Below are 21339 nucleotides of genomic sequence, written 5' to 3'. Positions count from 1 at the left end.
CCGTCTGTTTCGCTGAAAACCCATACGGATTCCGAGTGATTCAGTGCAGTTCTGAATCAATCCGAGCGGATGCGAGTGGGAACAGCAGACGGACTGGGCGGTATGAAGCCGCAGGCGGCGCCCTTCCGACTGTGGCGCAGTGGAGCGCCATCCGTATCAGAACGCCAGCGGGTTATCCACTTCACGCCCGGAACCCGCCCTGACGCTCACTCCAGCCGGTCGAGCCTGTGCCAGCCGGTGCGCAGGCTGAGGTAGGTGCCGAGGACGGTGGCGACGAGCAGTCCGGTCAAGCCCAGGATGCCTTCGGGGGTGGTCAGGGCGCTGTAGCCGGGGTACAGGTCGGGGCGCAGGACGCTGCCGGCGGCGGGACGGGCGAGCAGCAGCAGGCACAGCACGGAGTAGGCGAGGCTGAGGCCCATGAAGGCCAGGCCGCCGGGGCTGACGCCGATCTCGGCGGGGTTGTCCGCATCGAATTTGGGGGCGGCGGCGCCCAGGCCGACGCCGAGCGCGGTGATGACGAAGGCGTTGCTGACGCTGACGAGTACGCTGAGCAGCAGCAGGGTGGGGCCGAGGCTCATGCTCAGGGCGCTGGCGACGCCCATGACGAGGCCGACCGTGAGCGTGACGGGCAGCACGCCCAGGAACTTGCTGAGGACGATCTGGCGCGGGTCGATGGGCGCGGTTCGCAGCAGCCAGTACGCCTTCGCCTCGGTGGACACGGCGGGGAAGGCGAGGCGCACGGCGATGCCGGCGATGATGAACCCCTGGAAGGCCAGCTGGATGTACCCGAGGATGCCCCGGAACTGCGGCACCGGAATGGGCACGGCCTTGACGCTGACGAGATACACGCCGGCCAGCGCGACGACGACGAGCAGCTGGCTCCACTGGGTGGGGTCGCGCAGCGTGACGCGCAGGTCCTTGGCGGCCAGTGCGCCGCCGGGGCCGAGGCGGGCCAGCAGGCGTTCGGTGCGTCCGGCGCGGCGGGGGGTGGGGTCCAGGCGGGGGGTGCTGGCATCCAGGGCGCGCGCCCAGCCTTCCTGGTAGGCCTTCGTGGCGAGCAGCGTGGCGGACAGCAGGAGCGCGCCCGTCAGGATCAGCAGGGGCAGCAGGGGCGCGGCGAGGTGTCCGTGCGCGGCCTGCCAGATGCCCTGCGCGGCCCAGGAGGGCGGCAGCAGCGGGCTGGACGGCCCGGCGAAGTCACGCAGCAGGACCTCGACCTGGCCGGGGTCCTGAAGTTTCTGGACGAGCACTTCGGGGCGCAGGGCGCGGATGGCGTACACCAGTCCGGCGCTGATCAGGACGCCCAGCGCGGTACTGACCTCGCGGACCCGGCCGACCGGCGCGAAGCGCATCAGGGCGACGGCCAGCAGCGCGCCCAGGCCGACGGGCGCGGCGAACACCAGCAGGTCGGCGAGCAGCATGACCGGGTACGCCCAGGCGGGCGCGTGAAAGTACGCGGCGACCGTCAGCAGCAGCGGCAGCGTCAGGAAGACCGGGACGAGCGCGGCGTTCAGGAAGGTCTCGCTGAACTTCAGGGCAAACACCCGCCAGGTGGGAACGGGCTGCGTGAGCAGGAAGTTCAGGTCGTCACTCAGGTACAGCGTACTGATGGCGGCGGTGGTGGCGCTGAAGGTCACGCCGCTGGCAAGGGTGATCAGACCGATTTCCAGGACGCGCGCGAACACGTTCGTGCCGATGTCCCCGAAGCCGCCCAGGAAAGTCAGGGCCCGCCAGGTGCCGCTCACCTCGCCCACGACCAGCAGCAGGGCGAGCGTACCGACCAGCGCGTACCCCCATTTCGGGCCGCGTTGCAGGGTGTGCCGCAGGGACAGCAGTTTCACGCGCAGCAGGCTGGGCCGGGCCGGTCGCGCGGACGCCGGAGCGGGAGCGGACGCCTGCGTGGGAGCGGTGCTCACGCGCGCTCCGACACTCCGGTCTGGCCCCCGGCGTGGTCCTGCCCCCCGGCCTGCCCCCCGGCCTGCGCTGCGGCCTGCTCCTCCTCGATCAGGCGGAAGAAGATGCGTTCCAGACTGTCGCCGTGCACGCCTCCGGCCTCGGTGCCCGTGCGGGCGCGCAGGTCATCCATGGTGCCCTGGCCCAGCACCCTCCCGCGGTCCAGCACGACCAGCCGGTCGCAGACCGCCTCGGCCAGCGGCAGCGAGTGCGTGGTGAGCAGCACCGTGCGGCCCCGGTCGGCATGCGCGCGCAGGAGGTCACGGACCTGCCGCGCGGCGTGCGGGTCGAGGCCCACCATGGGTTCGTCCACGATCAGCACGGGTGGGTCGGGCAGCAGCGCGGCGATGATGGCGACCTTCTGCCGCATGCCGTGCGAGTACGTCTCGATCAGTTCATTCCCGAAGTCGCGCAGGCGGAAGAACTCCAGCCAGCGGTCGATCTCGGTATCTGAATTGGACATCTGATACAGCTGGGTCACGAAGCGCAGCAGTTCCCGCGCGGTCAGTTTGCCGTACAGGTACGGGCGGTCCGGGATGTACCCGAACGCCGCCTTGGCCTTCAGGGGGTCCTTCCAGACATCGAAACCCGCCACGCGCACGGTGCCGCCCGTCGGGCGGGTCAGGCCGACCAGCGCGCGGATGGTGGTGGTCTTCCCCGCCCCGTTACTGCCCAGCAGGCCGAACACGGCGCCGGGCTGCACGGTGAAACTCAGGTCACTGACAGCCTCGTGCCGCCCGTAGCGTTTGGTGTATCCACTGACCTCGATCATGCCCGTCAGGGTACCGGGACGGCTCTGACGGAAACCTTAGCCCCTACGGGCTCCGGGTTGAATGGGCTGCAAAGATCGTTCAGTCCGGTTGAAGCGAGCAGGAACAACAGACAGATTGGGCGGTATGGAGCCGCAGGCGGTGTCTTCCCGACTGTGGCGCAGTGGAGCGCAGTCCGTATTACACCACTGGCACCGGGTCGCTGCCGCCCTCCTCATACGTCAGGTCACCGGTCACGCGGACGGCCAGGGCTTCGAGTGCCGATTGCCGCGCCCCGGCGTCCGGGGTGGTCAGCAGCGCGCGCAGGTCGTGGGCGGCGGCCGGGTCGCGGGCCTCCAGGGTGGGCAGCCAGCGCTGGGGCTTGACCCGCCACCAGCCGCGCACACCGAACAGGCCTTCCAGGGCCTGTTCCGCCGCGCGGCAGGCCACCAGGACGTGCAGCGGGTCTCCCGCGTCGGCCAGGGCGCGGGCGTCCATGACCTCGTCGATCAGCCGGAAGCGCTCCTGTCCTGTCAGGGGACGCGGGGCGGGACCGGCGGCGTACAGGGCGCGGGCCTCGGCGGTCAGGGCACCCAGTTCCGGGTGCGGCAGCACGGTCCGGCCCTCGGCGAACATGGCGATGGTGTCCCCCTGAGCGGCGGCGAACATCGCCCGGACCTTACGCACCGGGTTGTGAAACACCTCGACCGGCACGCCGTCCACCACGTAATTCGCCCGCCAGCGCCGGTCGCCTTCCACCAGCACATGCAAATCCAGGTCGCTGTGCGCGTTCGCCTCACCGCGCGCGGCGCTGCCGCACCACAGCGCCCCCAGCACGCCGGGCGTCTCACGAATCCGCTTCAGTGCGGCGGGCAGGGCGGCCTCCAGTCGGGCCTGGGGATCAGTGACAGTGGGCGGGGTGCGCGGCATCTCCCGGAAGATACCCGGCCCGCCCCCACCCGTGGGAAGCGCCGGTCAGCCTGGGCGGCTCATACGGACTGCCGCTCCATACCGCGAAATCCGTCTGTTATTCCCACTCGCATCCGCAACGGGTTTCCCTCCTGCCCGCTCCGCTCGTGATTGAAGGGTTTTTGCAACTCCTTCAACCCGAGTCCGGATTACAGGACCGGCAGGGCGTCCAGCATGCCGAAGTCGTGCGGGACGAACAGACTGCCCTCGGTCACGCCGGACCCGGCAGACAGGGCGTCCAGGGTGTCCTGAAGCCCGGCCGCCGACAGTCGGCCCGCCAGGAAGTCGCGGTGCGCTCCGATGACGCCCGTGATCTGCTGCGGCGTTTCGTGCACGAATTCCAGGCGCAGGTCGCGGATACCGGCGCGCAGCCACTCTCCCAGGTGCGCGGCGGCCACCTGCGGGCGCCCCTCGAACACCGTGTTGCGGCAGCCGACGTCCGCCATGACCGGGTGCGTGTGGCCCCGCTCGTCGCGCAGGGCGATCCGGTGCGTCTCGCAGGGGTGCCCGCAGTTGGTGTAATCGGTGCCGCTGCTCAGGAAGCGGCAGAACACGCAGTGCTCGGTGTGAAAGACCGGCAGGTGCCCGTAGGCGATGACTTCCAGGTGGTAGCCGCCGACCAGTCCGGCGAGTTCCGTGATCTGCTGCGCGTTCAGGTCGTGGGTGGGCGTCAGGCGGCTCAGGCCCAGGTCCAGCAGCGCGCGGGTGGTCAGGACGTTCGCGGCGTTCAGGCTGAAATCGCCGGTCAGTTCAGGCCCGCCCGACTCCGGCCCCCCGACGCGCTGATCCTGAAGACCCTCGAGCAGACCGCCGCTGCGGACCAGGATGCCCGCGTTCAGGGATTGCAGGAACCGCTGGAGGTTCTGCTCGGTCGGTTTCAGGATGCGGGGGCTGGCGACCCGCACGGGCAGTCCGGCGGCCCGCACGCGTTCCACGCTGGGTTTCAGGCCGTACAGTTCCAGGTAGTCCAGCGTGACCGAGTCTGGCCGGGCGTCCAGCGCGGCGTCCAGCTGTTCGGGCGTGCGGACCAGCACGTGCAGCCTCGGGGGGCGGTCGGGCCCGTGGTCCACGTGGGGCAGCGCGGCCAGGGCGCTGTCCAGGCGGGGCGCCGCGCGGCGTTCGGGCGTCTGGGCGCGCAGCCCGGTCAGTTGCGCGGCCGCGTCGCGCCGCAGGGCGTTCAGGGCGCTGACCGGCAGGAACCCTGCGCCGCTCAGGTCGGTGGTCAGCTCCTGAAGGTGAAACGGCGTGCCGCCCAGTTTGCCCAGTTGCTCCCGCAGGCCAGGCTCGTCCAGCGCGCGGTTACGGGCCTCGCCCAGCGCCCCGGGCAGGGTCGCGGTGGCGCTGCGGCCGTGCTCGTCGGTCAGGGTCAGGGTGGGCGGGAAGCCCACGTGCCCCACGAAGTGCGCCGTGACCGGACGCGTGTACACCGGGTCGGCCGCCTCGACCAGCGGTTTGACACGCGCGGCCAGGCTGGGGTCCTGGGTGCGCCAGACCGGGTCGCCCTCGCGCACGCGGCGGCCATCGACAGCGCCGCGCCCGAAACGCAGCTCATACACGCCGCCTGGCCGGACGCGGGCCAGCGCCGCGTCGTCCAGCTGCTCGCCGTCCTGCCACAGGCCGTACAGGAACCCGCCTTCCTCGCGGCCCTCGGGCGCGCGCCAGTTGGCCGGGTCGAACACCAGTCCGTCACCGGGTTTCAGGGGCTCACTCAGTTCGACCAGCACGCCACGGTCCGTCACGCCGCGCACCGTGCCCACCCGCACGCCCCGGTGCCTGGGGGCGCGGCCCCGCACGACCGTCTGATGGTTCGTGCCCGCCATGAAGTGCGGCGCCAGCCCGCGCGAATACACCTGTTCCAGGTCCTGCTCCTCCTGGCGGGTGACGCTCAGCGGCCGTCCCGCCCAGGCCTCGTCCACGGCCCTCCGGTACGCGGCGGTGGTCAGGGCAACGAACTCGGCGTCCTTGTAACGGCCCTCGATTTTCAGGCAGTTCACGCCGATCCGCACGAGGTCCGGCACCTGACGCAGCGCGTACAGGTCACCGGGCGACAGCAGGTAGCGGGCGTCGCCCAGGTCGCGGTGCAGGCCGTCCACGAACAGGTCGTACGGCAGGCGGCAGGCCTGCGCGCACTGCCCACGGTTCGCGCTACGGCCCCCCCACGCCTCTGAGGAAAAGCACTGCCCGGAATAACTGACGCACAGCGCGCCGTGCACGAAGGTCTCCAGTTCAATGTCCGTCTGGTTCGCGATGCGTTCGATGTCGGGCAGGCTCAGTTCGCGGCCCAGCACCACGCGGCTCGCCCCGAAGCGGCGCGCGAGTTCCGCACCCTCGGCGGACGTGATGCTCATCTGCGTGCTGCCGTGAATGGGCAGGTCCGGGCAGATCTGCCTCGCCAGCCGCGCCACGCCGTGATCCTGCACGATCAGTGCGTCCACGCCCGCCTCGGCCAGCGCGATCAGTTGCGCCTCGGCCTGCCGCAGTTCCCGGTCGAACACCAGCACGTTGAACGTCACGAAGCCCTGCACGCCCCGCGCGTGCAAGCCGGACATGATCTCCGGCAGGGCCTCCAGCCCGAAGCCCACCTTGGCGCGCGCGTGAAAACCCGCCCCATCGGCCCGGCCAGCGCGGCCCACCTGATCACGGGCGGGATTCACACCGAAGAACACGGCGTCCGCGCCGGCCTCTATGGCGGCGCGCAACTGGGCCTCACCGCCCACGGGACTCATCACTTCGGGTTTCACGGGAACACGCGACATAACGCGCCAGTGTACCGAACGGCCGCGCAGGCAACGGTAAGCTGACACCGACCCGCGCGGCCGCGGGTGGGAGCAGGGCGGGTTCCGGGCCTGGGGGCAGCAGCCCGGCACATGGGCGGGGTATGAACGGAATGGACCGCAGGTCGTAGGCGCCCCCACGGTCCCGTGAGGCTTGCCTTCAGCGGGACTGGAATTCCCAGTGTTCGGCGGGAGTGCCTGCCGTGGCGGGTGCCGTCAGGGTCAGGGTCTGCCCCCTCCCGGCGGCGCCCTGCACGGTCAGGGTGGGTGCGCGGTCTAGCAGGCCGATCAGGTTCACACTGCCTTCCGGGCAGGCCATGCGGGTGCTGAGGGCCGGGCCGGTGAGGCGCAGCACGGCGCCGCGCAGGGCGTAGGGCGCGCCGACGGTGTTGCAGCCGTCCACGCCGCCCACCCGGCCATCCTGGAAGGTCAGGCTGACGGGCCGGATGGTGGCCGGGGCCGGCGCGCCGTTCACGCGGGTCAGGGTGTACGTGGCGGCCGGGTCGGGAGCGGTGGCGGGCGCGCTGACAGTGGGCGTGCTGTCGGCAGGCGCGCTGTCGGCAGGCGTGACGGGCGGAGTGGCGGGCCGGAGGCCGCGCGTCAGGATCAGGGTACCGGCCGCGCCGCTCAGGGTCAGGGTGCGGCCCGCCTGCGTGAGGGTCAGGGGCGCGCGCAGCAGGCTGAGCAGGGTCATTTCTGCCCTTGCCTCGGCGGGCGGGCAGGCCATGCGGGTCGAACTGACCGGCCCGAAGGTCACGCGGGCCGGGCTGCCCAGCAGCGCGCCGCTTGCGCGCAGGGCGTTACAGCCGACCGATCCGCTCAGCGTGACCTTCGGGCCGTCGAAGAGGACGCTCAACAGGCCGCTGGTCGGCACGTCATGGCCCGTGACGCTCAGGGTCTGGGCGGTCCAGGCGCCGTTCAGGCTGGTGTTCATGCTCGTTCCAGTGTTCAGGGGGACCGGGCTGGCGCCCAGCGCGCGGAAGGTCAGGCGGCCCTGCCCGGCGATCAGCGTCAGGGTGTCGCCGCTCAGGTCGTAGCGGGTGGTGGCGCGCAGCAGCGTCAGGTAATCTTCACGCAGGCTCAGGGCGGCGTCCGGGCAGTTCTGGCTGCTGCCGCCCTGCACGCCGCGCAGCAGCAGCGTGGCTGTCTTCAGTGACGGGGCGGTCTTCAGTGACGGGGCCGTCTTCAGTGGCGGGACCGTGCCCAGGCGGGCTGCGCCGTTCAGGGGGCTGCAGCCCGTGGTGCCGCTCAGGGTCAGGTTCGCGCCGCTGCCGGTCAGGGTCAGGGTGGGACGGGTCAGGCGCGCGCCGGGCGTGATGGGCGCGCCCCCGGCAGGCTGCGCTGTCTGGAGGGTCCAGGTGGTGCCGACCAGGGTGGGCCCGGCCGGGGTGGGCCCGGCCAGGGTGGGCTTGGGCAGGGTGGAACTGGGCAGGGAGGTCAGCGCGGCCAGGGTCAGGGTCAGCAGGGCACTCATGAGAAGGGTTGTACACCACGTCCCTGACGAGCGCGTGACGGCCGGTCATGGCAGCCGCTCATGGCAGCAGTGCGGCACGGTCGGCCCTACGGGTGCGTAGAATGACAGCCAAACGCCCGTTTGGGTCCGGAGGAGCAGCGCGAAACCGCTGGTTCCCGTCAGGACTCAGGTGTGCGCCGCCCGGTCAGCCGGAACGGGCAGGAGGAACGACATGACACAGGACCGCCGAATTCGAGTACTGATCGCCAAACCCGGCATGGACGGCCACGACCGCGGCGCGAAGGTCGTGGCACGCGCGCTGCGTGACGCGGGCATGGAAGTCATCTACACCGGCCTGCGCCAGACCGCCGAGATGATCGTGAACGCCGCCGTGCAGGAGGACGTGGACGCCATCGGCCTGAGTGTCCTGTCCGGCGCGCACATGCATTACTTCCGGGATGTCATGACCCTGCTGCGCGAGCAGGACGCGCAGGACATCATCGTGTTCGGGGGCGGCATCATCCCGGATCAGGACCTGCCCACCCTGGCGGAACTGGGGGTGGGGCGCGTGTTCACCCCCGGCGCCAGTACCGAGGACGCCGCCACGTACCTGCGCGGCGCAGTGCAGGCCCGCTGGCAGGCGCAGGGCGAGGCGTGAGCGGCGCGAGGCCGTCATGCCCGGCGTGAGCGGCGGCGCGCGGCCCCGCCCGACTCTGAACGTGGCCCAGTTGGCCCCGCTGTACTCCGCGCAGGCGCTGGCGACCGGCGCGACCACCGTCAGCACCGTGCTGGCCAGCCTGATCATGAGCAGCCTACACTTTGACACGCTGGTGGGCCTGCCCAGCACGCTGATCAGCACGTCGGCGGCGCTGTCCGCCGGGGCGTTCGGGGCGCTGATGCTGCGCCGGGGCCGCCGCACCGGCCTGAGCGCCGCGTTCACGCTCGGTGCATTCGGGGCTGGCGTGGGCTTCGTGGGCGCCCGCTTTGCGCTGGTGCCGGTGTTCCTGATCGGCGCGTGCCTGATGGGCGCGGCGCAGGGCGGGTACCAGCAGGCCCGCTACGCCGCCGCCGAGAGCGTGCCCGACGACCGGCGCGGCGCGGCCCTGGGCGCGCTGATGCTCATGAGCGTGCTCGGGTCGTTCCTGATGACCGGCGCGTCCCGCCCCATCGAGGCCCTCGGCGTGGCGCTGGGCAGCACCCCGGAAGTGGCCGGGTGGCTGGTCGGCGGGGCGCTGCTGGGCGCGGCGGCCCTGCTGATTCGCCTGTGGCGCCCCGTGGTGACTCCCGCCGCTACTCATGGTGCTACTCCTGGCGCTGTTCCTGCCGCTGTGCCCCCCACACTGCCCGCCCCAACCACGCCCGCCCCGACCACAGCCGCACCCGCGAAACTGACGGTCCGGGGGGCCTTCGGGATTCCCGGCGTGCGCAGCACCGCGCTGGCCCTGGCGTCCGCGCAGGGCCTGATGGTCACCCTGATGAGCCTCACGCCGCTGCGGGCGCATCACATGGGCATGGATCACGGCGCGGTCGCCGCGCTGATCAGCGGGCACATCCTGGGCATGTTCGGCTTCGGCTGGCTGACCGGCCCACTGATCGACCGCCTGGGCCTGCGCTTCGGGTACGTCAGCGGCGCGCTGCTGCTGGCCGCCGCTGCCCTGAGTGCCCCCCTGAGCGGCGCGGCGTGGCTGGCCGTCAGCATGTTCCTGCTGGGCCTCGGCTGGAACCTCGCGTTCGTGGCGGGCAGCAAGTCCCTGACCCGCTTCCCGGCCGCGCAGGGCGTCACGGACGGCCTAGGGTACGTCGCGGCGGGCGTGGGAACCGCGCTGGGCGGCGTGATCATCGCCCGCGCCGGCTTTCCCACGCTGGCCGGAGCCTGCGCCGTCCTGGCGCTCCTGCCGCTCATCAGCGCGTGGCGGGTCCGCATCACCTGACGGTCCACCGACGGGTCACACGGACTGCGCTCCCCCGGAATCCGTGGCATGGCTCCATGCTCCGTCCAACCCGGGCCACTTCACGGGCAACGCAGCGCCCCCGGCGGGGGGGGGCAGCAGCGCAGGGCACGCAAGACGGGTGCCATAAAAAGAGCGCCGAGCAGGCCTGGGGCCGACTGCGACGCTCTGATTCTGGCTGGCGGAACGGGAGAGATTCGAACTCTCGGTACGGTTGCCCGTACACACGCTTTCCAGGCGTGCCCCTTCAACCACTCGGGCACCGTTCCAGCGCACAGCAGATTAGCGGTTCAGGGCAGGAAAATCAAATCTGGGTGCCGATTGGCGCGCTGTCCCGTCCGGACGGATACGCGGCGCGCGGATGCCCTAGAATGCAACTGTGACCTTTCTTGCCGTGCTGGCGGTGCTGATCTCTTACCTGGTCGGAGCGATTCCGGCGGCGGCCTGGGTGGCCCGCACGCGTGGCGTGGACATCCTGAAGGTCGGAAGTGGCAACAGCGGTTCAACGAACGTCCTGCGCACGCTGGGAAAGGGGCCGGCGATGGTCGTGGCGATCTTCGACATCCTGAAGGGCGCACTGGCAGTCTGGCTGGCGCGGACCCTGAGCCTGGACGCTCCGGTGCAGGCGGTGTGCGGCGTGGCGGCCGTGATCGGGCATAACTTCAGTCCGTTCCTGAATTTCAGGGGCGGCAAGGGCGTGGCGACCACGTTCGGGACGATCTGCGCGCTGCTGCCCGTGGCGGGCCTGGGTTTCTTCCTGATGGGAATCACGACCGTGTGGCTCACGCGGTTCGTGTCGGCGGGCAGCATTCTGGGCGCGCTGACGGGCGCGTTCACGGCTTTCCTGCTGGGCGCGCCGCTGTGGCTGTCGCTGACCGTGACGGCCCTGGTCGCCCTGATCGTGTGGCAGCACCGCGAGAACATCCGCAAATTGCACGCCGGGAACGAACGCCGCTTCGGCGAGAAGGTGTAGACCCGATCCGGACCCGGCTTTAAAGCCCGGCTGACATGCAGGGGTGGGCCAAGCGTTTGACCCGGGCCTATCTCATACAGATTCCGATTGATTCGGTGCAGTTCTGAATCAATCCGAGCGGACGCGAGTAGGAACAGCAGACGCCCCTTCGCGGTATGGAGCCGCAGGCGGTGCTTTTCCGACTGTGGCGCAGTGGAGCGGCAGTCCGTATCGCCCGCCGCCGGTTCATTCCCGGGTGCGGGTACGGCTGCGCTATGCTGGGAGCCAGTCAAGACAATTCACAGGCGGCCCCGGGGCCGGCAGAGCGGTCAGCGGGGCCGTGCATTGAACGGGTGTGTCGGGACAGGGCATTTTCAGCGGGGTGTGCATGTCGGCCAGGATTCGCGTTTACGGTAAGGAAGCGGTGTTCACGCAGGGCGCGTGGCACTGCGACGACGAGAGCCTCCAGGCGATGCTGCAGGCGCTGGCCGATCCGCGCGCCATGACCGCCGATCAGGAGCGTCGGCACGCGCTGTACGCCGCCGGGCGGTTCGGGGGCCTGATCGCCAGCGAGTACGGCTGGGAGGCCGCGCCGCACCCGGAAGCCGAGATGAAACTGGAGGACTTCGCCCCGGCCCGGCAACCCGAACGCGCCGGGTGGCTGAGCTTCCTGCGCCGCCGCCGGTAGACCAGTCTGAGCTGGCCCCTGGTTCTGCGCGGGGCCTTCACGTTAGGCAGGCGGCCTTGACCCCCGGAGGGGCAGCGCCTACGCTGGGGGTTATGAACGCCGTCACGACTACCATGACCCCATGAGGGCGGTGTCTTGATGGCAGCCGCTCCGCGAGACACGCGGGGCGGTTTTTTTGTGGGAAGGAGACGAGCATGCGCGTAGCGATTGTCGGGGCGACCGGAGCGGTGGGGCACGAACTTCTCAAGGTGCTGGAAAGGAGCAGTCTGCAATTCAGTGAACTGCTCCTGTTTGCCAGTCCGCGCAGCGCGGGTACGCAGCTGACCTTCAAGGGCCGGGCGCTGACCGTGCAGGCCACGCCCGAAGGGGCGATCGACGCGGACGTGATCCTGGCGTCGGCGGGCGGCAGCGTCAGCAAGGCCCTGGCGCCCAGGTGGGTGGAGGGCGGCGCGGTCGTGATCGACAACTCCAGCGCCTTCCGCTACGACGACGACGTACCGCTGGTGGTACCCGAGGTCAACGGGGACGCGGCACTGAGCCACAAGGGCATCATTGCCAACCCGAACTGCACGACGGCCGTCGCTGTGGTCGCCGTGGCCCCCATTCACCGCGCGTACGGCGTGAAACGCATGATCGTCAGCACGTATCAGGCCACCAGCGGCGCCGGGGCCAAGGGCATGGAGGAACTGCTGGAGCAGACCCGCGCCGAACTGAACGGTGTTTCTGCGCAGGCCAGTGTGTTCGCGCACCCGATCCCCTTCAACGTGATTCCGCACATCGATGCCTTCCAGGGCAACGGGTACACCAAGGAAGAGATGAAAGTGGTCTGGGAGACCCGCAAGATCATCGGGGACGACAGCCTGAAGATCAGCTGCACCGCCGTGCGCATCCCCACCCTGCGCACGCACAGCGAGGCCATCACCCTGGAACTCGAACGCCCCGCCACGCCCGGGGCCGTGCGTGAACTCCTGGCCGGGGCCGCCGGGGTCGAGGTGCGTGACGACCCGCAAGGCAAGCTGTACCCCATGCCCCTGACTGCCAGCGGCAAGTACGACGTCGAGGTGGGCCGCATCCGCGAGTCCCTGGTGTTCGACGGCGGCATCGACCTGTTCCTCGCGGGCGATCAACTCCTGAAAGGCGCGGCCCTGAACGCCGTGCAGATCGCCGAGTACCTCCAGCAAAAAGGCGCCCTGAAAGCCAAGCAGCGGGCGTAAGCAGATTGCGGGGGGGGCAGACGGACTGCCGCTCCATTCCACCACAGCCGGAAAAGCGCCGCCTGCGGCTCCATATCGCGAAACCCGTCTGCTGTTCCTACTCGCATCCGCTCGGATTGATTCGGAACTACACCAAATCAATCGGAATCCGTATCACAGACCGGGGCACTGCCCTGCGCCTGCCCGCCTGAACACCAGAATGCCGGAGCATGACGCTCCGGCTTTTCCTGTGGCCCTGGGCAGCGAGTCCGGAGGTCTCCCCCACTCCAGTCCCGCTTTCCGTGCGCGCTTGCTACGGTTCACCTCTGCGCCCCCTCGGCCAGGCGTGTCGGGGGAGGACACGGGCCAGCCCTCCGCCACCAGAACCTGCGGCGCGGGCGCCTGGCGGGTCATACGGACTGCCGCTCCACTGCGCCACAGTCGGGAAGACACCGCCTGAGGCTCCATACCGCGAAGGGGCGTATGCCGTTCCTACTCGCGTCCGCTCGGATTGATTCAGAACTGCAGTGAATCAATCGGAATCCGTATCAGTCATGCGCGCAGGGGAACGCCCCTGCACTGATCAGCGGACGCCACGCCCGGCCCGCATGCGGCACACTGAACACATGAGCCGACCCGACCGTTTCCTTCCCGCGCGTCCTCCCTCCCGGACGGGTCAGGTGCGAGCGGCGGCGGGCCTGACGGCGGCGCTCGTGGCGGGCATCTGGGGGCAGGAGGTGGCCGATCAGCTGCTGTTCGGCGGGTCGCTGGACCGCTACGGCATTCTCCCGCGTGACGGGGGGTCGTTCTGGAACATCCTGAGCGCACCGTTCCTGCACGCGGGTTTCGGGCACCTGATGGCGAACACGGTGCCGCTGGCGGTGCTGGCGTTCATGGGAGCCGTGCGCGGCGTGGCGCGCTTCGTGGCGGCCACGCTGATCATCGTGCTGGTGGGGGGCGCGCTGGTGTGGCTGTTCGGGCGGGGCGGCAGCGTGCACCTGGGCGCCAGCGAACTGGTGTTCGGGTTCCTGGCGTACCTGCTGGGCGTGGGCTGGTGGGAGCGAACGCCGGTCGCCATCGGGGTGGCGGTCGCAGCGTTCGTGCTGTACGGGGGCATCCTGTGGGGCGTGCTGCCCGGCAACCCGTACGTGTCGTGGGAGGCGCACCTGTTCGGGTTCCTGGCGGGCCTGCTGGCGGCGGCGCTGCTGCATGGGCGGCGGCCACGCCGGGCGGAAGGTCAGAACGGCGCGCCGTTCCGTTGAAGCTGGCGGGCCACCTGCCGCAGTAACCGCGTCTGCTCGGGCCAGAACAGGTCCGGCACCTGCCCGCCCAGCAGGGGGTGCCAGTCCAGCCGGTAGCCCGGCTCCAGCGGGGGCAGGGCCTCCTGCTGTGTGGTGGTGCCCAGGTAGTAACGGGTGATCTGCCACTTCGTGCGGGCGTAGTTCAGGCGTTCCAGGGTCGCCAGTTCGCGGATGATCTGCACGCCCTCCAGGCCACCCTTGGGCAGTTGCGGGTAGGAGCCGGGTTCCACGACTACCGCGACCTGCCAGTCGCCGGGCGCACCTTCCAGTGTGGCGGTATCCAGTGTGAGGGGGCGCAGGATGACCCCGCCCACGCTAGGGCGCGGTGGCACACCGTCCGGGCGGGTGTAATAGCTGGCGTCCGGGGGCGGCAGTGGGCCGTGGGCACTCACAGTTCGACCGGGCCGCCGGGGGTGGTCAGGACCGCGCGCAGTTCGGACTGCGGGGCCCTTTGAACCTCGACCTTGCCCGTGAAGTTCAGGGTGTTCAGCGCGGCCCGCAGCGCGTCGGGGTCAGGCGTGCCCAGGTGCAGGGTGCCCAGGCGCACGCCCCGGTCGCTCAGGCGGGTGGGGGGCGGCGGAGTTTCCCAGCAGATCAGGGACGGGTGCGGGCCGCCGCCGGGCAGGTGGCCGTCGGCGGGGACGGTCAGGGTCCAGCGGTTCGCGCCGCGTGACAGGGCCAGCACGCCGGGCCCGGCCGGCAGGTGCGGCACGCCCGCCACCCAGTGGATCAGGGCCGGGCCGTGCGACAGCCGCCGCTGCATGTCGGGGGTATCCAGGCCGAACCAGCGGGGACGCGCCGGGGCGGGGGCCTGCGGGTTCACGGCGATCACTTCCAGGTAGGTGCCGGGGCCCAGGGACAGCAGGGCGTTGTGCGTGCCGAACAGCTCGTGCTCGCCGCCCGGTTCCAGCGGGCAGCGTAGGCGGCCTTCGAGCCACACGCGGCCCTCCTCCAGGGTGCGGGCGGCGACGACCAGATGATCCAGTCGCGCACCCGGTTGGGTCGGTTCGGGGCGGGCGGTCATGCGCCCCTGGGGCGGCTCATGCCCGCCGGGTCGTTCAGGACGATGGCGGCGGCCTTCTCGCCGCTTTCCATGGCGCCCTGAATGCCGCTCATGGAGGTCGCCTCGCCCGCCAGGATCACGCCGCTCAGGGGTGTGGCGTGACCGGCCAGGGTGGCGGCGTACCCGGCGGGCTGCGGGTACTGCGCGTGCCGGATGCGTTCGACCAGCAGCGTGCGCAGCGCGGCGGCCGGTGGGCCGTACCAGCGGTGCAGTTCTGCGCGCACGCGGGTGTCCAGTGCAGCGTCGTCGAGGTCCGGGAGGCCCAGGACGGTCACGGTCAGCAGCGACTGGCCCTGCGGGGCGCGGGGCGGGATCACGTTCGACAGCCAGTGCGCGTTGTTGATGAGGCCCGCCTCGGCGTTCAGCAGCAGCCGCGTCTGGCGGTCCAGGCCGTACGGCGCGGCGTAGTGCAGGTACGTGCTTCCCAGACTGCCGCGCCCGGTCGGCTGGCCGGTCAGGGCGGCGGCGCTGTCCGGGTCGGTCGCGACGATCACGTGCCGCGCGTCGAGTTCCCCGGCGCTGGTGGTCACGGTCACGTGCGAGCCGTGGGCTTTCAGGTGCGTGGCGCGCACGCCGGTCACCACGTCCAGCCCGCGTGCCAGCTGGGCCGCCACCTCGCTCATGCCCGCGCGGGGCAGGGCCGCGCCGCCGTCCATCAGCATGCGGAAGTAGTAGCGGAACAGGCGGGCGCTGGTGTCCAGTTCGCGCCGCAGAAAGATCCCACCGAAGAACGGCCGGAAAAAGCGGTCCAGCGCGCCCTCACTGAAACCAAAACCCCGCAGGAACGCCTCGCTGGACTGGTCGTCGCCGCGCAGCAGCGTGTGCGGCGCCGGGGCGCGCAGCTGTAGCGCCAGGGCCGCCACGCGCGCCTTGTCGGCCACACTCAGCACGCCGCTCAGCAGGGTCGAGGGCAGCGCCGCCGGGTCGCTCAGGGGACTGCCCAGGGTGTCGGTCCGCGCGCCGCGCCGCACGACCGCCGCCGACGGCACCGGCACGAGGTCCAGCGCCTCCAGGTCCAGCTGCCGCCGCACGGCCGGGTACGCCGGGAACAGCACCTGATACCCGGCGTCCAGCGTGAAGCCGCCTACGACACGCGAGTGCACGCGGCCCCCCACGAACGGCGCGGCCTCCAGCACCCGCACCCGCTGCCCGGCGCTCTCCAGGACCTGCGCCGCCGTGAGTCCTGCCAGCCCACTGCCGATCACCACTGCGTCATGCATGCGCGCAGGCTAGCGCAGGGGGCCTGAGCGTTGCAGGCCGCGAGAGTGAAGGGCTGTACCGGGGCCTGTGTTGGGGGCTATGCCGGGGCCTGTGCTAGGTACACTGCGTTTATCCTGTCGATAAACCGCGCGGAGCGCGGAGCAGAAGAAAGTGCGTTGGAGCGGGAATGGAGAGGTTCCGGCGCTTTCCCAGCATGGCGCAATGTGAGCTTCAACGTACTTAGAGGCTGGCAGGAAGGTTATGCGGGCGGCTGGGTGGGCGGCATGCCCTGCCCCTCGGAGAGTTTGATCAGCCACGCGAACAGCTGAATGAACGCCAGGGCCAGGGCGGGCAGTCCGGCCAGCATCATGATCCACCCACTCAGCTGCTGGTTTTGCAGCGGCGTGTAGTTCCACAGGCACAGGGCACTCACGTACGGCGTGTACAGCACCTGCGGGGAGTACAGCCAGACGCTGGCGACGGCCATCATGGGCATGGCGCTGATCAGCCCGAACCAGCCGCGCGAGCCGATCCCGGCAGGTTGCACGCTGGGCAGGGGGCGCAGGATGACGCTCCAGACCATCAGGCTGCTCAGCAGGTACAGCGCGGGCAGCAGCGCCCCGGCGGTGTTAGAGACCACGCTGGCGTTGAACCCGGCGGGGACATTCCAGAACACGATCACGGCGGTCCACACGGCCAGCGCCACCCAGGGGTCCAGAAGGACGTTCAGGGCGCGGCCCAGGCCCCGGCGGGCGTTCAGGTGCAGGCTGCGTGGCAGGCCCAGCACCAGCAGTGGGGGCACCAGTTCCGCCAGGATCATCAGGCGGCCCATGTACAGCGCCATGCTGCTCTGGGTCAGGGTCGCGGCGCGGCTCTGGGTGGCGATCAACAGCAGCAGGATGCCCAGCGCGAACAGCGCAGCCCGCCAGACCGGCCAGCCCGCCCGACCCGCGTGCGTGCCGCGTGAGGCGCTGAACCGCCACAGGTACACTCCGGCGGCCAGCAGGGTGGGAATCAGCAGCCAGGGGTCTGGCGCGGGGGCCAGCAGGTCGGCCAGGGTGGGGTTCAGGTTACCAGCCGTGTTCACAGTAGTCTCCAGGGGGACCGGGGCGCTCACGAGGCCTCCAGGACGTGTTCCACGTCGGCCTGCACGCGCCGTACGTCGGTCAGCTGGGTGTAATCCCAGACCAGGACGAGCTGGCCGTCCGCGCCGATCAGGTACGTGGCGGTCGTGTGGTTGATCTGGTAGTCGGTGGGGCCCTTCACGTCGGCCTTCTGGTAGCCCACGCCGTAATCGCGGGCCACGGCCGCCAGGGCCGGTTCGGGGATCCGCACGCCCACGGCGCCCTTCCCGAAGAACGACACGTACTCATTCAGGCGCTGCCGCGTGTCGCGGTCGGGATCCACGCTGACCAGCACGATCCGGAACCGGGCCTGCTGTTCGGGAGTCAGGGCGTCGCGCACCCTGTTCAGGTACGTCAGGCTCAGCGGGCAGATGTTCGGGCAGTGCGTGAACCCGAAGAACACGGCCGTGACAGGACCGGTGCCGGGTGTCAACGTGAACGGCTGGCCGCGCTGATCGGTGCCGCTGAAGGGACGCGCGGCTGTCCCCGCGGGGTAACTGGTTCCGTAGTACGGGTAGGGACTGCGCAGGCGAGCGTACCCCCAGGCGGCCAGCAGCAGCAGCGTCACGGCCGCCACCGCCAGCAGCGCCGAGGCGTACCAGGGGCGCGCGGCCGGGCTGGAATCCGGCAAGGTGGAATCCGGCAAGGTGGATTCGGGGAGGGCTGATTCGGGTGGGGTGGGTGCGGTCACGTTGACCTCCGGAGGTGGCGGGGGCGGGGCCGTCAGGGCCGGCGGACGGGCACGCTCAGGGTCAGGTGGCGGCCCTGCGTGTCGGTCAGGGTGACAGGCAGCGTTGTGCCGTCCCGGATGGGCGCACTCAGGCCGGTCAGCATCACGTGGTCGCCGGTACTGCTGAGGATCAGGCTCCCCCCGGCGGGCACGGTCAGGGTGCCGGTCATGCTCATGCCGGTCAGGCCCTGCGCGTCGGTGTGCGTGACCATCAGCATGCCGCTCTGGGCGGCGCTGCTGCCCGCGCCGTTCAGGATCACGTCCTCGGTGCCGGTGTTGTTCAGCACCCCGAATACGCTGGTTTCCCGGATGCCGGGCGGTACTGCGACCACGTACGCGTCCCGGACGGTCAGCGGGAGCGCGCCGCTGGCTGCGCTGCCTTGCGCTGTGCCGGGGGTGTGGCCGGGCATGGTGGTGTGGTCCATGTCGCTGCTCATGGGCTGACCGGCAGGGGTGGTCTGCGCGGTCGCGGTCCGGGCGTCCGGCGCGGCGCTCAGGTGCAGGGCGGGGCTCAGGTACAGGTAGGTGCCGAGTACGATCAGCGCGCCCAGGACAGCGATCAGGGCGCTTCGCTTCCGGCGCGGGTTGGGGGTTGAGGTCATGACGCTCCTTTCAGGTCCCTCGGGTGGGGGCCGTGAGTCGGGGCCGGTGGGTCCGGCGGTGTTCACTGGCAGTCTAGGCCGCGTGGGGGGCCGCATTGTCCCCGCCGGGCGCGCGGGAGCGGACGCCAGCCCACCCGCGCGTGGAACCCGTTCCAAGAACAGGGTATGGTAGAGCGCAGACCATGCGCAAACCCACTATTCAGGATGTTGCCCGGCAGGCCGGGGTCGGCGTCGGCACCGTATCGCGTGTGCTGAACAATCACGTGGCCGTGAAGGGCGCCACCCGCGAAACTGTGCTCAAGGCCATCGCCGACCTCGAGTACACGCCGAACCCGCACGCGCGCCGCATTGCCGGCGGCAAAAGCTACACCATCAGCGTCCTGTTGCCGGTCCTGACCACCGAATTCTACGTGCGCCTCCTCGACGGCCTGGAAAGCGCGTTCCAGGAAGCCCGCTACGACGTGGCGATCTTCCCGCTGCTGGACCGCTCGCGGCTGGAACGCTACCTAGGATCGCACACCCTGGCCTACCAGGCGGACGGACTGGTCATGGCCACGTACAACCTCACTCAGATGTTCCATGAGCGCCGCCTGCGCACCCAGCAACCCACGGTGCTGGTGGACGCGTACTCGGACACCGTGGATTCCTCGTTCATGGATAACGTCAGCGGTGGCCGCCTGGCAGGCGAGTACGCCGTGGGCCTGCCGGGGCATCTGTACGCCGTGTGGGTCGAGACGGAACTGGATCACCTGTTCACCACCCGCGTGTTCGAGGACCGCCGCAGCGGCTTCCTCGGCGTCGCGCAGAGCGCCGGGCGGACCGTGCGCCGCGAGTTCACGTCCAGTTTCGATTCGCTGGCCGCCCGCAACACCGCCGTGACCCTGCTGGACGACGCGCAGGCCGCCGGGCTGCCCTGCACGGTCTTCGCGTCCGCCGACATGCTGGCCGGCGCGCTGCTGGACGAGGTGAATCTGCGCGGCCTGACGGCCGGGCGGGATGTTCACGTGATCGGCTTCGACGATCAACCCTGGGCCGCCGAGCGCGGACTGACCACCCTGCACCAGCCGGTCGAGAGCATGGGCTACGAGGCCGCGCACCTGCTGCTCTCGCGCCTGAGCGGTTTTAACGGCCCGCCCCGCGCCCGCCGCTTCGAGCCGCGCCTGATCGTGCGCGCCAGCACCTGAAGCGGATTCCGATTGATTCGGTGGAGGTCTGAATCAATCCGAGCGGACGCGAGTAGGAACAGCATACGCCCCTTCGCGTTATGGAGCCGCAGGCGGTGTCTTCCCGACTGTGGCGGAATGGAGCGGAATCCGTATGAAGCGGTGACCGGTTGACAGTTGACGGTCGGTGACCCCCCACCTTTCAACCGGTCATGGTCTACACGCGTACACGCAGGCCCAGCAGCAGGCCAGCAGTGAACGCCCCGGCGAACGGCAGGTTGGCCGTCAGGAGGCGGGTCACCCACGCGCCACCCTGCTCGGTGCCCTGCCGGAGCCACGGTTCAGTAATTGCCTGAACGCGCAGCCAGTCCACGCTGATCACCCCAAAGTACGCCAGCAGTTGCAGCGTGATGAACAGCACGCCCATCACGATCAGGGCCACTCGTCCCACGAAGCGGATCGCCGCGCCGGTCGCGAATCCCAGCAGGGCGCCCACGCTCAGGTCCGGCAGCAGGGCGAACAGGGCGTCCCCCAGCGGATTGCCAGCGGGGTTCAGGGGCGCGGGGTCGGGAAGGGGGGTGGTCATCAGGTCTGGGTGACGCGCGGCCCGCAGGCGCTCTGGGTACGCGGGCGTGGTCGGGTGCGAGCATGGTAGCGCAGTTAGCGCCGTGCGGGCCGCGCCACGCGCAAGAGAGCGGCGGGGTGGGCCGGGGGGCGCTATGGTAGGACCACCGTGGACCTTCCGACCGAGCCTGCCTCTCCCGAACCCGTTCCCGCTGATCTGGTCTCGCCGGAACTGCTGGCGCGTCTCGTGGCCGGCGAGGAGGCCGCGTGGTTCGAGTTCGTGCAGGAGTACGAGGGCCGCATGTATGGGTACCTGTACCGCCTGGAGGGCAACAGCGAGGACGCCCTGGACCTGACGCAGGAGGTATTCTACCGCGCCTGGCGCAGCATCCGCACGTTCCGTCCCGGCGAGCGGGTGCTGCCGTGGCTGTATCAGGTGGCCCGGAACACCCAGATCGAATCTCACCGCCGTAAGCAGTTGCAACGCTTCTCACTGGAGCAGGCGCGTGAGGACGTGGGATTCGAAGTCACCAGCGAGAAACGCTCGCCGGTCCAGGCGGCCGAGAGTGCCGACGCGCAGGACCGCGTGCAGCGTGCCCTGCTGCGCCTGCCGCCCGAGTACCGCGAGGCGGTCGTCCTGCGCTTCGTGGAGGACCTCAGTTACGACGAGATCGCGCAGATTCAGGGCGTGGCCCTCGGCACCGCCAAGAGCCGCGTGTTCCGCGCCAAGGAGCAACTGGCCGAACTGCTGGCCGGCGTTTCAGACGTGAACTGAGCCGGACTGCGGTTGATTCGCTGCCGTTCTGAATCAATCCGGGCGGATGCGAGCAGGAACTGATCTGTCAAGGGTTTGGTGGAGCCTCAGTTCGGGATGGGGACCTGCTCCTCGAAGGCCGTCGGCGACCGGTAGCC

Annotated in this window: 20 protein-coding genes and 1 tRNA gene; 8 read left to right on the top strand and 13 right to left on the bottom strand. The window is 70.3% G+C overall.

What is annotated here, in order from left to right:
• Window positions 1–206: 206 nt before the first annotated feature.
• From QZ271_RS02630 to QZ271_RS02610, 5 genes are all read right to left on the bottom strand, one after another.
• A complete protein-coding gene (locus tag QZ271_RS02630) occupies window positions 207–1916 on the bottom strand; it encodes a hypothetical protein (protein ID WP_291428707.1) in 1710 nt (569 codons plus the stop codon).
• Window positions 1913–2725, bottom strand: coding sequence for an ABC transporter ATP-binding protein (locus tag QZ271_RS02625; RefSeq protein WP_291428705.1), 813 nt, complete (start codon window positions 2723–2725; stop codon window positions 1913–1915). The genes QZ271_RS02630 and QZ271_RS02625 overlap by 4 nt, the downstream gene beginning before the upstream one ends.
• Before the next feature lie 178 nt (window positions 2726–2903).
• A complete protein-coding gene (locus tag QZ271_RS02620; RefSeq protein ID WP_291428704.1) occupies window positions 2904–3632 on the bottom strand; it encodes a nucleotidyltransferase domain-containing protein in 729 nt (242 codons plus the stop codon).
• A gap of 188 nt (window positions 3633–3820) precedes the next feature.
• Window positions 3821–6427, bottom strand: coding sequence for a DUF3656 domain-containing protein (locus QZ271_RS02615; protein ID WP_291428702.1), 2607 nt, complete (start codon window positions 6425–6427; stop codon window positions 3821–3823).
• A 178-nt stretch (window positions 6428–6605) separates the two neighbouring features.
• Window positions 6606–7919 (bottom strand): META domain-containing protein, encoded by a 1314-nt coding sequence (locus tag QZ271_RS02610; protein WP_291428700.1) that lies wholly within the window; start codon window positions 7917–7919, stop codon window positions 6606–6608.
• Between the two features lie 211 nt (window positions 7920–8130).
• Here QZ271_RS02610 and QZ271_RS02605 point away from each other — a divergent pair, with 211 nt between their 5' ends.
• A complete protein-coding gene (locus tag QZ271_RS02605; RefSeq protein WP_291428699.1) occupies window positions 8131–8556 on the top strand; it encodes a cobalamin B12-binding domain-containing protein in 426 nt (141 codons plus the stop codon).
• Window positions 8557–8572: 16 nt separating this feature from the next.
• Window positions 8573–9829, top strand: a complete 1257-nt coding sequence (locus QZ271_RS02600) for an MFS transporter (protein ID WP_291428698.1) — start codon at window positions 8573–8575, stop codon at window positions 9827–9829.
• A gap of 197 nt (window positions 9830–10026) precedes the next feature.
• Here the strand turns inward: QZ271_RS02600 and QZ271_RS02595 are convergent.
• Window positions 10027–10116: transfer RNA gene (locus tag QZ271_RS02595), tRNA-Ser, on the bottom strand.
• A gap of 110 nt (window positions 10117–10226) precedes the next feature.
• Between QZ271_RS02595 and plsY the strand changes: the two genes are divergently transcribed.
• The 4 genes from plsY (at window position 10227) to QZ271_RS02575 (ending at window position 13942) form a co-directional block, all read left to right on the top strand.
• The gene (plsY, locus tag QZ271_RS02590; RefSeq protein WP_291428697.1) at window positions 10227–10820 is read left to right on the top strand and encodes a glycerol-3-phosphate 1-O-acyltransferase PlsY; all 594 of its coding nucleotides are present in this window, start codon (window positions 10227–10229) and stop codon (window positions 10818–10820) included.
• 367 nt (window positions 10821–11187) lie between these two features.
• Window positions 11188–11487: a hypothetical protein gene (locus QZ271_RS02585; RefSeq protein WP_291428695.1), complete on the top strand. Its 300-nt coding sequence runs from the start codon at window positions 11188–11190 to the stop codon at window positions 11485–11487.
• Between the two features lie 194 nt (window positions 11488–11681).
• Window positions 11682–12701, top strand: a complete 1020-nt coding sequence (locus QZ271_RS02580) for an aspartate-semialdehyde dehydrogenase (protein ID WP_291428694.1) — start codon at window positions 11682–11684, stop codon at window positions 12699–12701.
• Window positions 12702–13306: 605 nt separating this feature from the next.
• A complete protein-coding gene (locus QZ271_RS02575; RefSeq protein ID WP_291428693.1) occupies window positions 13307–13942 on the top strand; it encodes a rhomboid family intramembrane serine protease in 636 nt (211 codons plus the stop codon).
• Here the strand turns inward: QZ271_RS02575 and QZ271_RS02570 are convergent.
• From QZ271_RS02570 to QZ271_RS02545, 6 genes are all read right to left on the bottom strand, one after another.
• The gene (locus QZ271_RS02570; RefSeq protein WP_291428691.1) at window positions 13918–14373 is read right to left on the bottom strand and encodes a hypothetical protein; all 456 of its coding nucleotides are present in this window, start codon (window positions 14371–14373) and stop codon (window positions 13918–13920) included. The genes QZ271_RS02575 and QZ271_RS02570 overlap by 25 nt on opposite strands.
• Window positions 14370–15005, bottom strand: a complete 636-nt coding sequence (locus QZ271_RS02565; RefSeq protein ID WP_291428690.1) for a VOC family protein — start codon at window positions 15003–15005, stop codon at window positions 14370–14372. The genes QZ271_RS02570 and QZ271_RS02565 overlap by 4 nt, the downstream gene beginning before the upstream one ends.
• The gene (locus QZ271_RS02560) at window positions 15002–16264 is read right to left on the bottom strand and encodes an NAD(P)/FAD-dependent oxidoreductase (protein ID WP_291428688.1); all 1263 of its coding nucleotides are present in this window, start codon (window positions 16262–16264) and stop codon (window positions 15002–15004) included. The genes QZ271_RS02565 and QZ271_RS02560 overlap by 4 nt, the downstream gene beginning before the upstream one ends.
• A gap of 239 nt (window positions 16265–16503) precedes the next feature.
• Window positions 16504–17361, bottom strand: coding sequence for a cytochrome c oxidase assembly protein (locus QZ271_RS02555; protein WP_291428686.1), 858 nt, complete (start codon window positions 17359–17361; stop codon window positions 16504–16506).
• The gene (locus tag QZ271_RS02550) at window positions 17358–18059 is read right to left on the bottom strand and encodes an SCO family protein (protein ID WP_291428685.1); all 702 of its coding nucleotides are present in this window, start codon (window positions 18057–18059) and stop codon (window positions 17358–17360) included. The genes QZ271_RS02555 and QZ271_RS02550 overlap by 4 nt, the downstream gene beginning before the upstream one ends.
• 32 nt (window positions 18060–18091) lie before the next feature.
• Window positions 18092–18700 (bottom strand): copper chaperone PCu(A)C, encoded by a 609-nt coding sequence (locus tag QZ271_RS02545; protein ID WP_291428684.1) that lies wholly within the window; start codon window positions 18698–18700, stop codon window positions 18092–18094.
• Between the two features lie 182 nt (window positions 18701–18882).
• Between QZ271_RS02545 and QZ271_RS02540 the strand changes: the two genes are divergently transcribed.
• Window positions 18883–19884: a LacI family DNA-binding transcriptional regulator gene (locus QZ271_RS02540; RefSeq protein ID WP_291428683.1), complete on the top strand. Its 1002-nt coding sequence runs from the start codon at window positions 18883–18885 to the stop codon at window positions 19882–19884.
• A 196-nt stretch (window positions 19885–20080) separates the two neighbouring features.
• On the opposite strand, the gene QZ271_RS02535 is transcribed toward QZ271_RS02540, so the two are convergent.
• Entirely contained in the window at window positions 20081–20449 is a 369-nt protein-coding gene (locus tag QZ271_RS02535; RefSeq protein ID WP_291428681.1) for an FUN14 domain-containing protein, read from the bottom strand.
• Between the two features lie 147 nt (window positions 20450–20596).
• Here QZ271_RS02535 and QZ271_RS02530 point away from each other — a divergent pair, with 147 nt between their 5' ends.
• Window positions 20597–21202 carry an RNA polymerase sigma factor gene (locus tag QZ271_RS02530; RefSeq protein WP_291428679.1) on the top strand — a complete coding sequence of 202 codons (606 nt, stop codon included), beginning with the start codon at window positions 20597–20599 and terminating at the stop codon, window positions 21200–21202.
• Window positions 21203–21339: the final 137 nt, after the last annotated feature.

Origin of the sequence: Deinococcus sp. (genome assembly GCF_018260555.1) — a bacterium.
Classification (GTDB): Bacteria; Deinococcota; Deinococci; order Deinococcales; family Deinococcaceae; genus Deinococcus.
The sequence above is the reverse complement of the archived record's forward strand: the minus strand, read 5'-3'. Positions and strand labels throughout refer to the sequence as shown.

Excerpts from the sequence above, each read along its gene's own strand:
- QZ271_RS02615 (WP_291428702.1), bottom strand. The coding sequence starts at position 6,427 with ATGTCGCGTGTTCCCGTGAAACCCGAAGTGATGAGTCCCGTGGGCGGT.
- QZ271_RS02600 (WP_291428698.1), top strand. The coding sequence starts at position 8,573 with ATGCCCGGCGTGAGCGGCGGCGCGCGGCCCCGCCCGACTCTGAACGTG.
- QZ271_RS02625 (WP_291428705.1), bottom strand. The coding sequence starts at position 2,725 with ATGATCGAGGTCAGTGGATACACCAAACGCTACGGGCGGCACGAGGCT.
- QZ271_RS02620 (WP_291428704.1), bottom strand. The coding sequence starts at position 3,632 with ATGCCGCGCACCCCGCCCACTGTCACTGATCCCCAGGCCCGACTGGAG.
- QZ271_RS02610 (WP_291428700.1), bottom strand. The coding sequence starts at position 7,919 with ATGAGTGCCCTGCTGACCCTGACCCTGGCCGCGCTGACCTCCCTGCCC.
- QZ271_RS02540 (WP_291428683.1), top strand. The coding sequence starts at position 18,883 with ATGCGCAAACCCACTATTCAGGATGTTGCCCGGCAGGCCGGGGTCGGC.
- QZ271_RS02585 (WP_291428695.1), top strand. The coding sequence starts at position 11,188 with ATGTCGGCCAGGATTCGCGTTTACGGTAAGGAAGCGGTGTTCACGCAG.
- QZ271_RS02565 (WP_291428690.1), bottom strand. The coding sequence starts at position 15,005 with ATGACCGCCCGCCCCGAACCGACCCAACCGGGTGCGCGACTGGATCAT.
- QZ271_RS02560 (WP_291428688.1), bottom strand. The coding sequence starts at position 16,264 with ATGCATGACGCAGTGGTGATCGGCAGTGGGCTGGCAGGACTCACGGCG.
- QZ271_RS02575 (WP_291428693.1), top strand. The coding sequence starts at position 13,307 with ATGAGCCGACCCGACCGTTTCCTTCCCGCGCGTCCTCCCTCCCGGACG.
- QZ271_RS02535 (WP_291428681.1), bottom strand. The coding sequence starts at position 20,449 with ATGACCACCCCCCTTCCCGACCCCGCGCCCCTGAACCCCGCTGGCAAT.
- QZ271_RS02545 (WP_291428684.1), bottom strand. The coding sequence starts at position 18,700 with ATGACCTCAACCCCCAACCCGCGCCGGAAGCGAAGCGCCCTGATCGCT.
- QZ271_RS02580 (WP_291428694.1), top strand. The coding sequence starts at position 11,682 with ATGCGCGTAGCGATTGTCGGGGCGACCGGAGCGGTGGGGCACGAACTT.
- QZ271_RS02605 (WP_291428699.1), top strand. The coding sequence starts at position 8,131 with ATGACACAGGACCGCCGAATTCGAGTACTGATCGCCAAACCCGGCATG.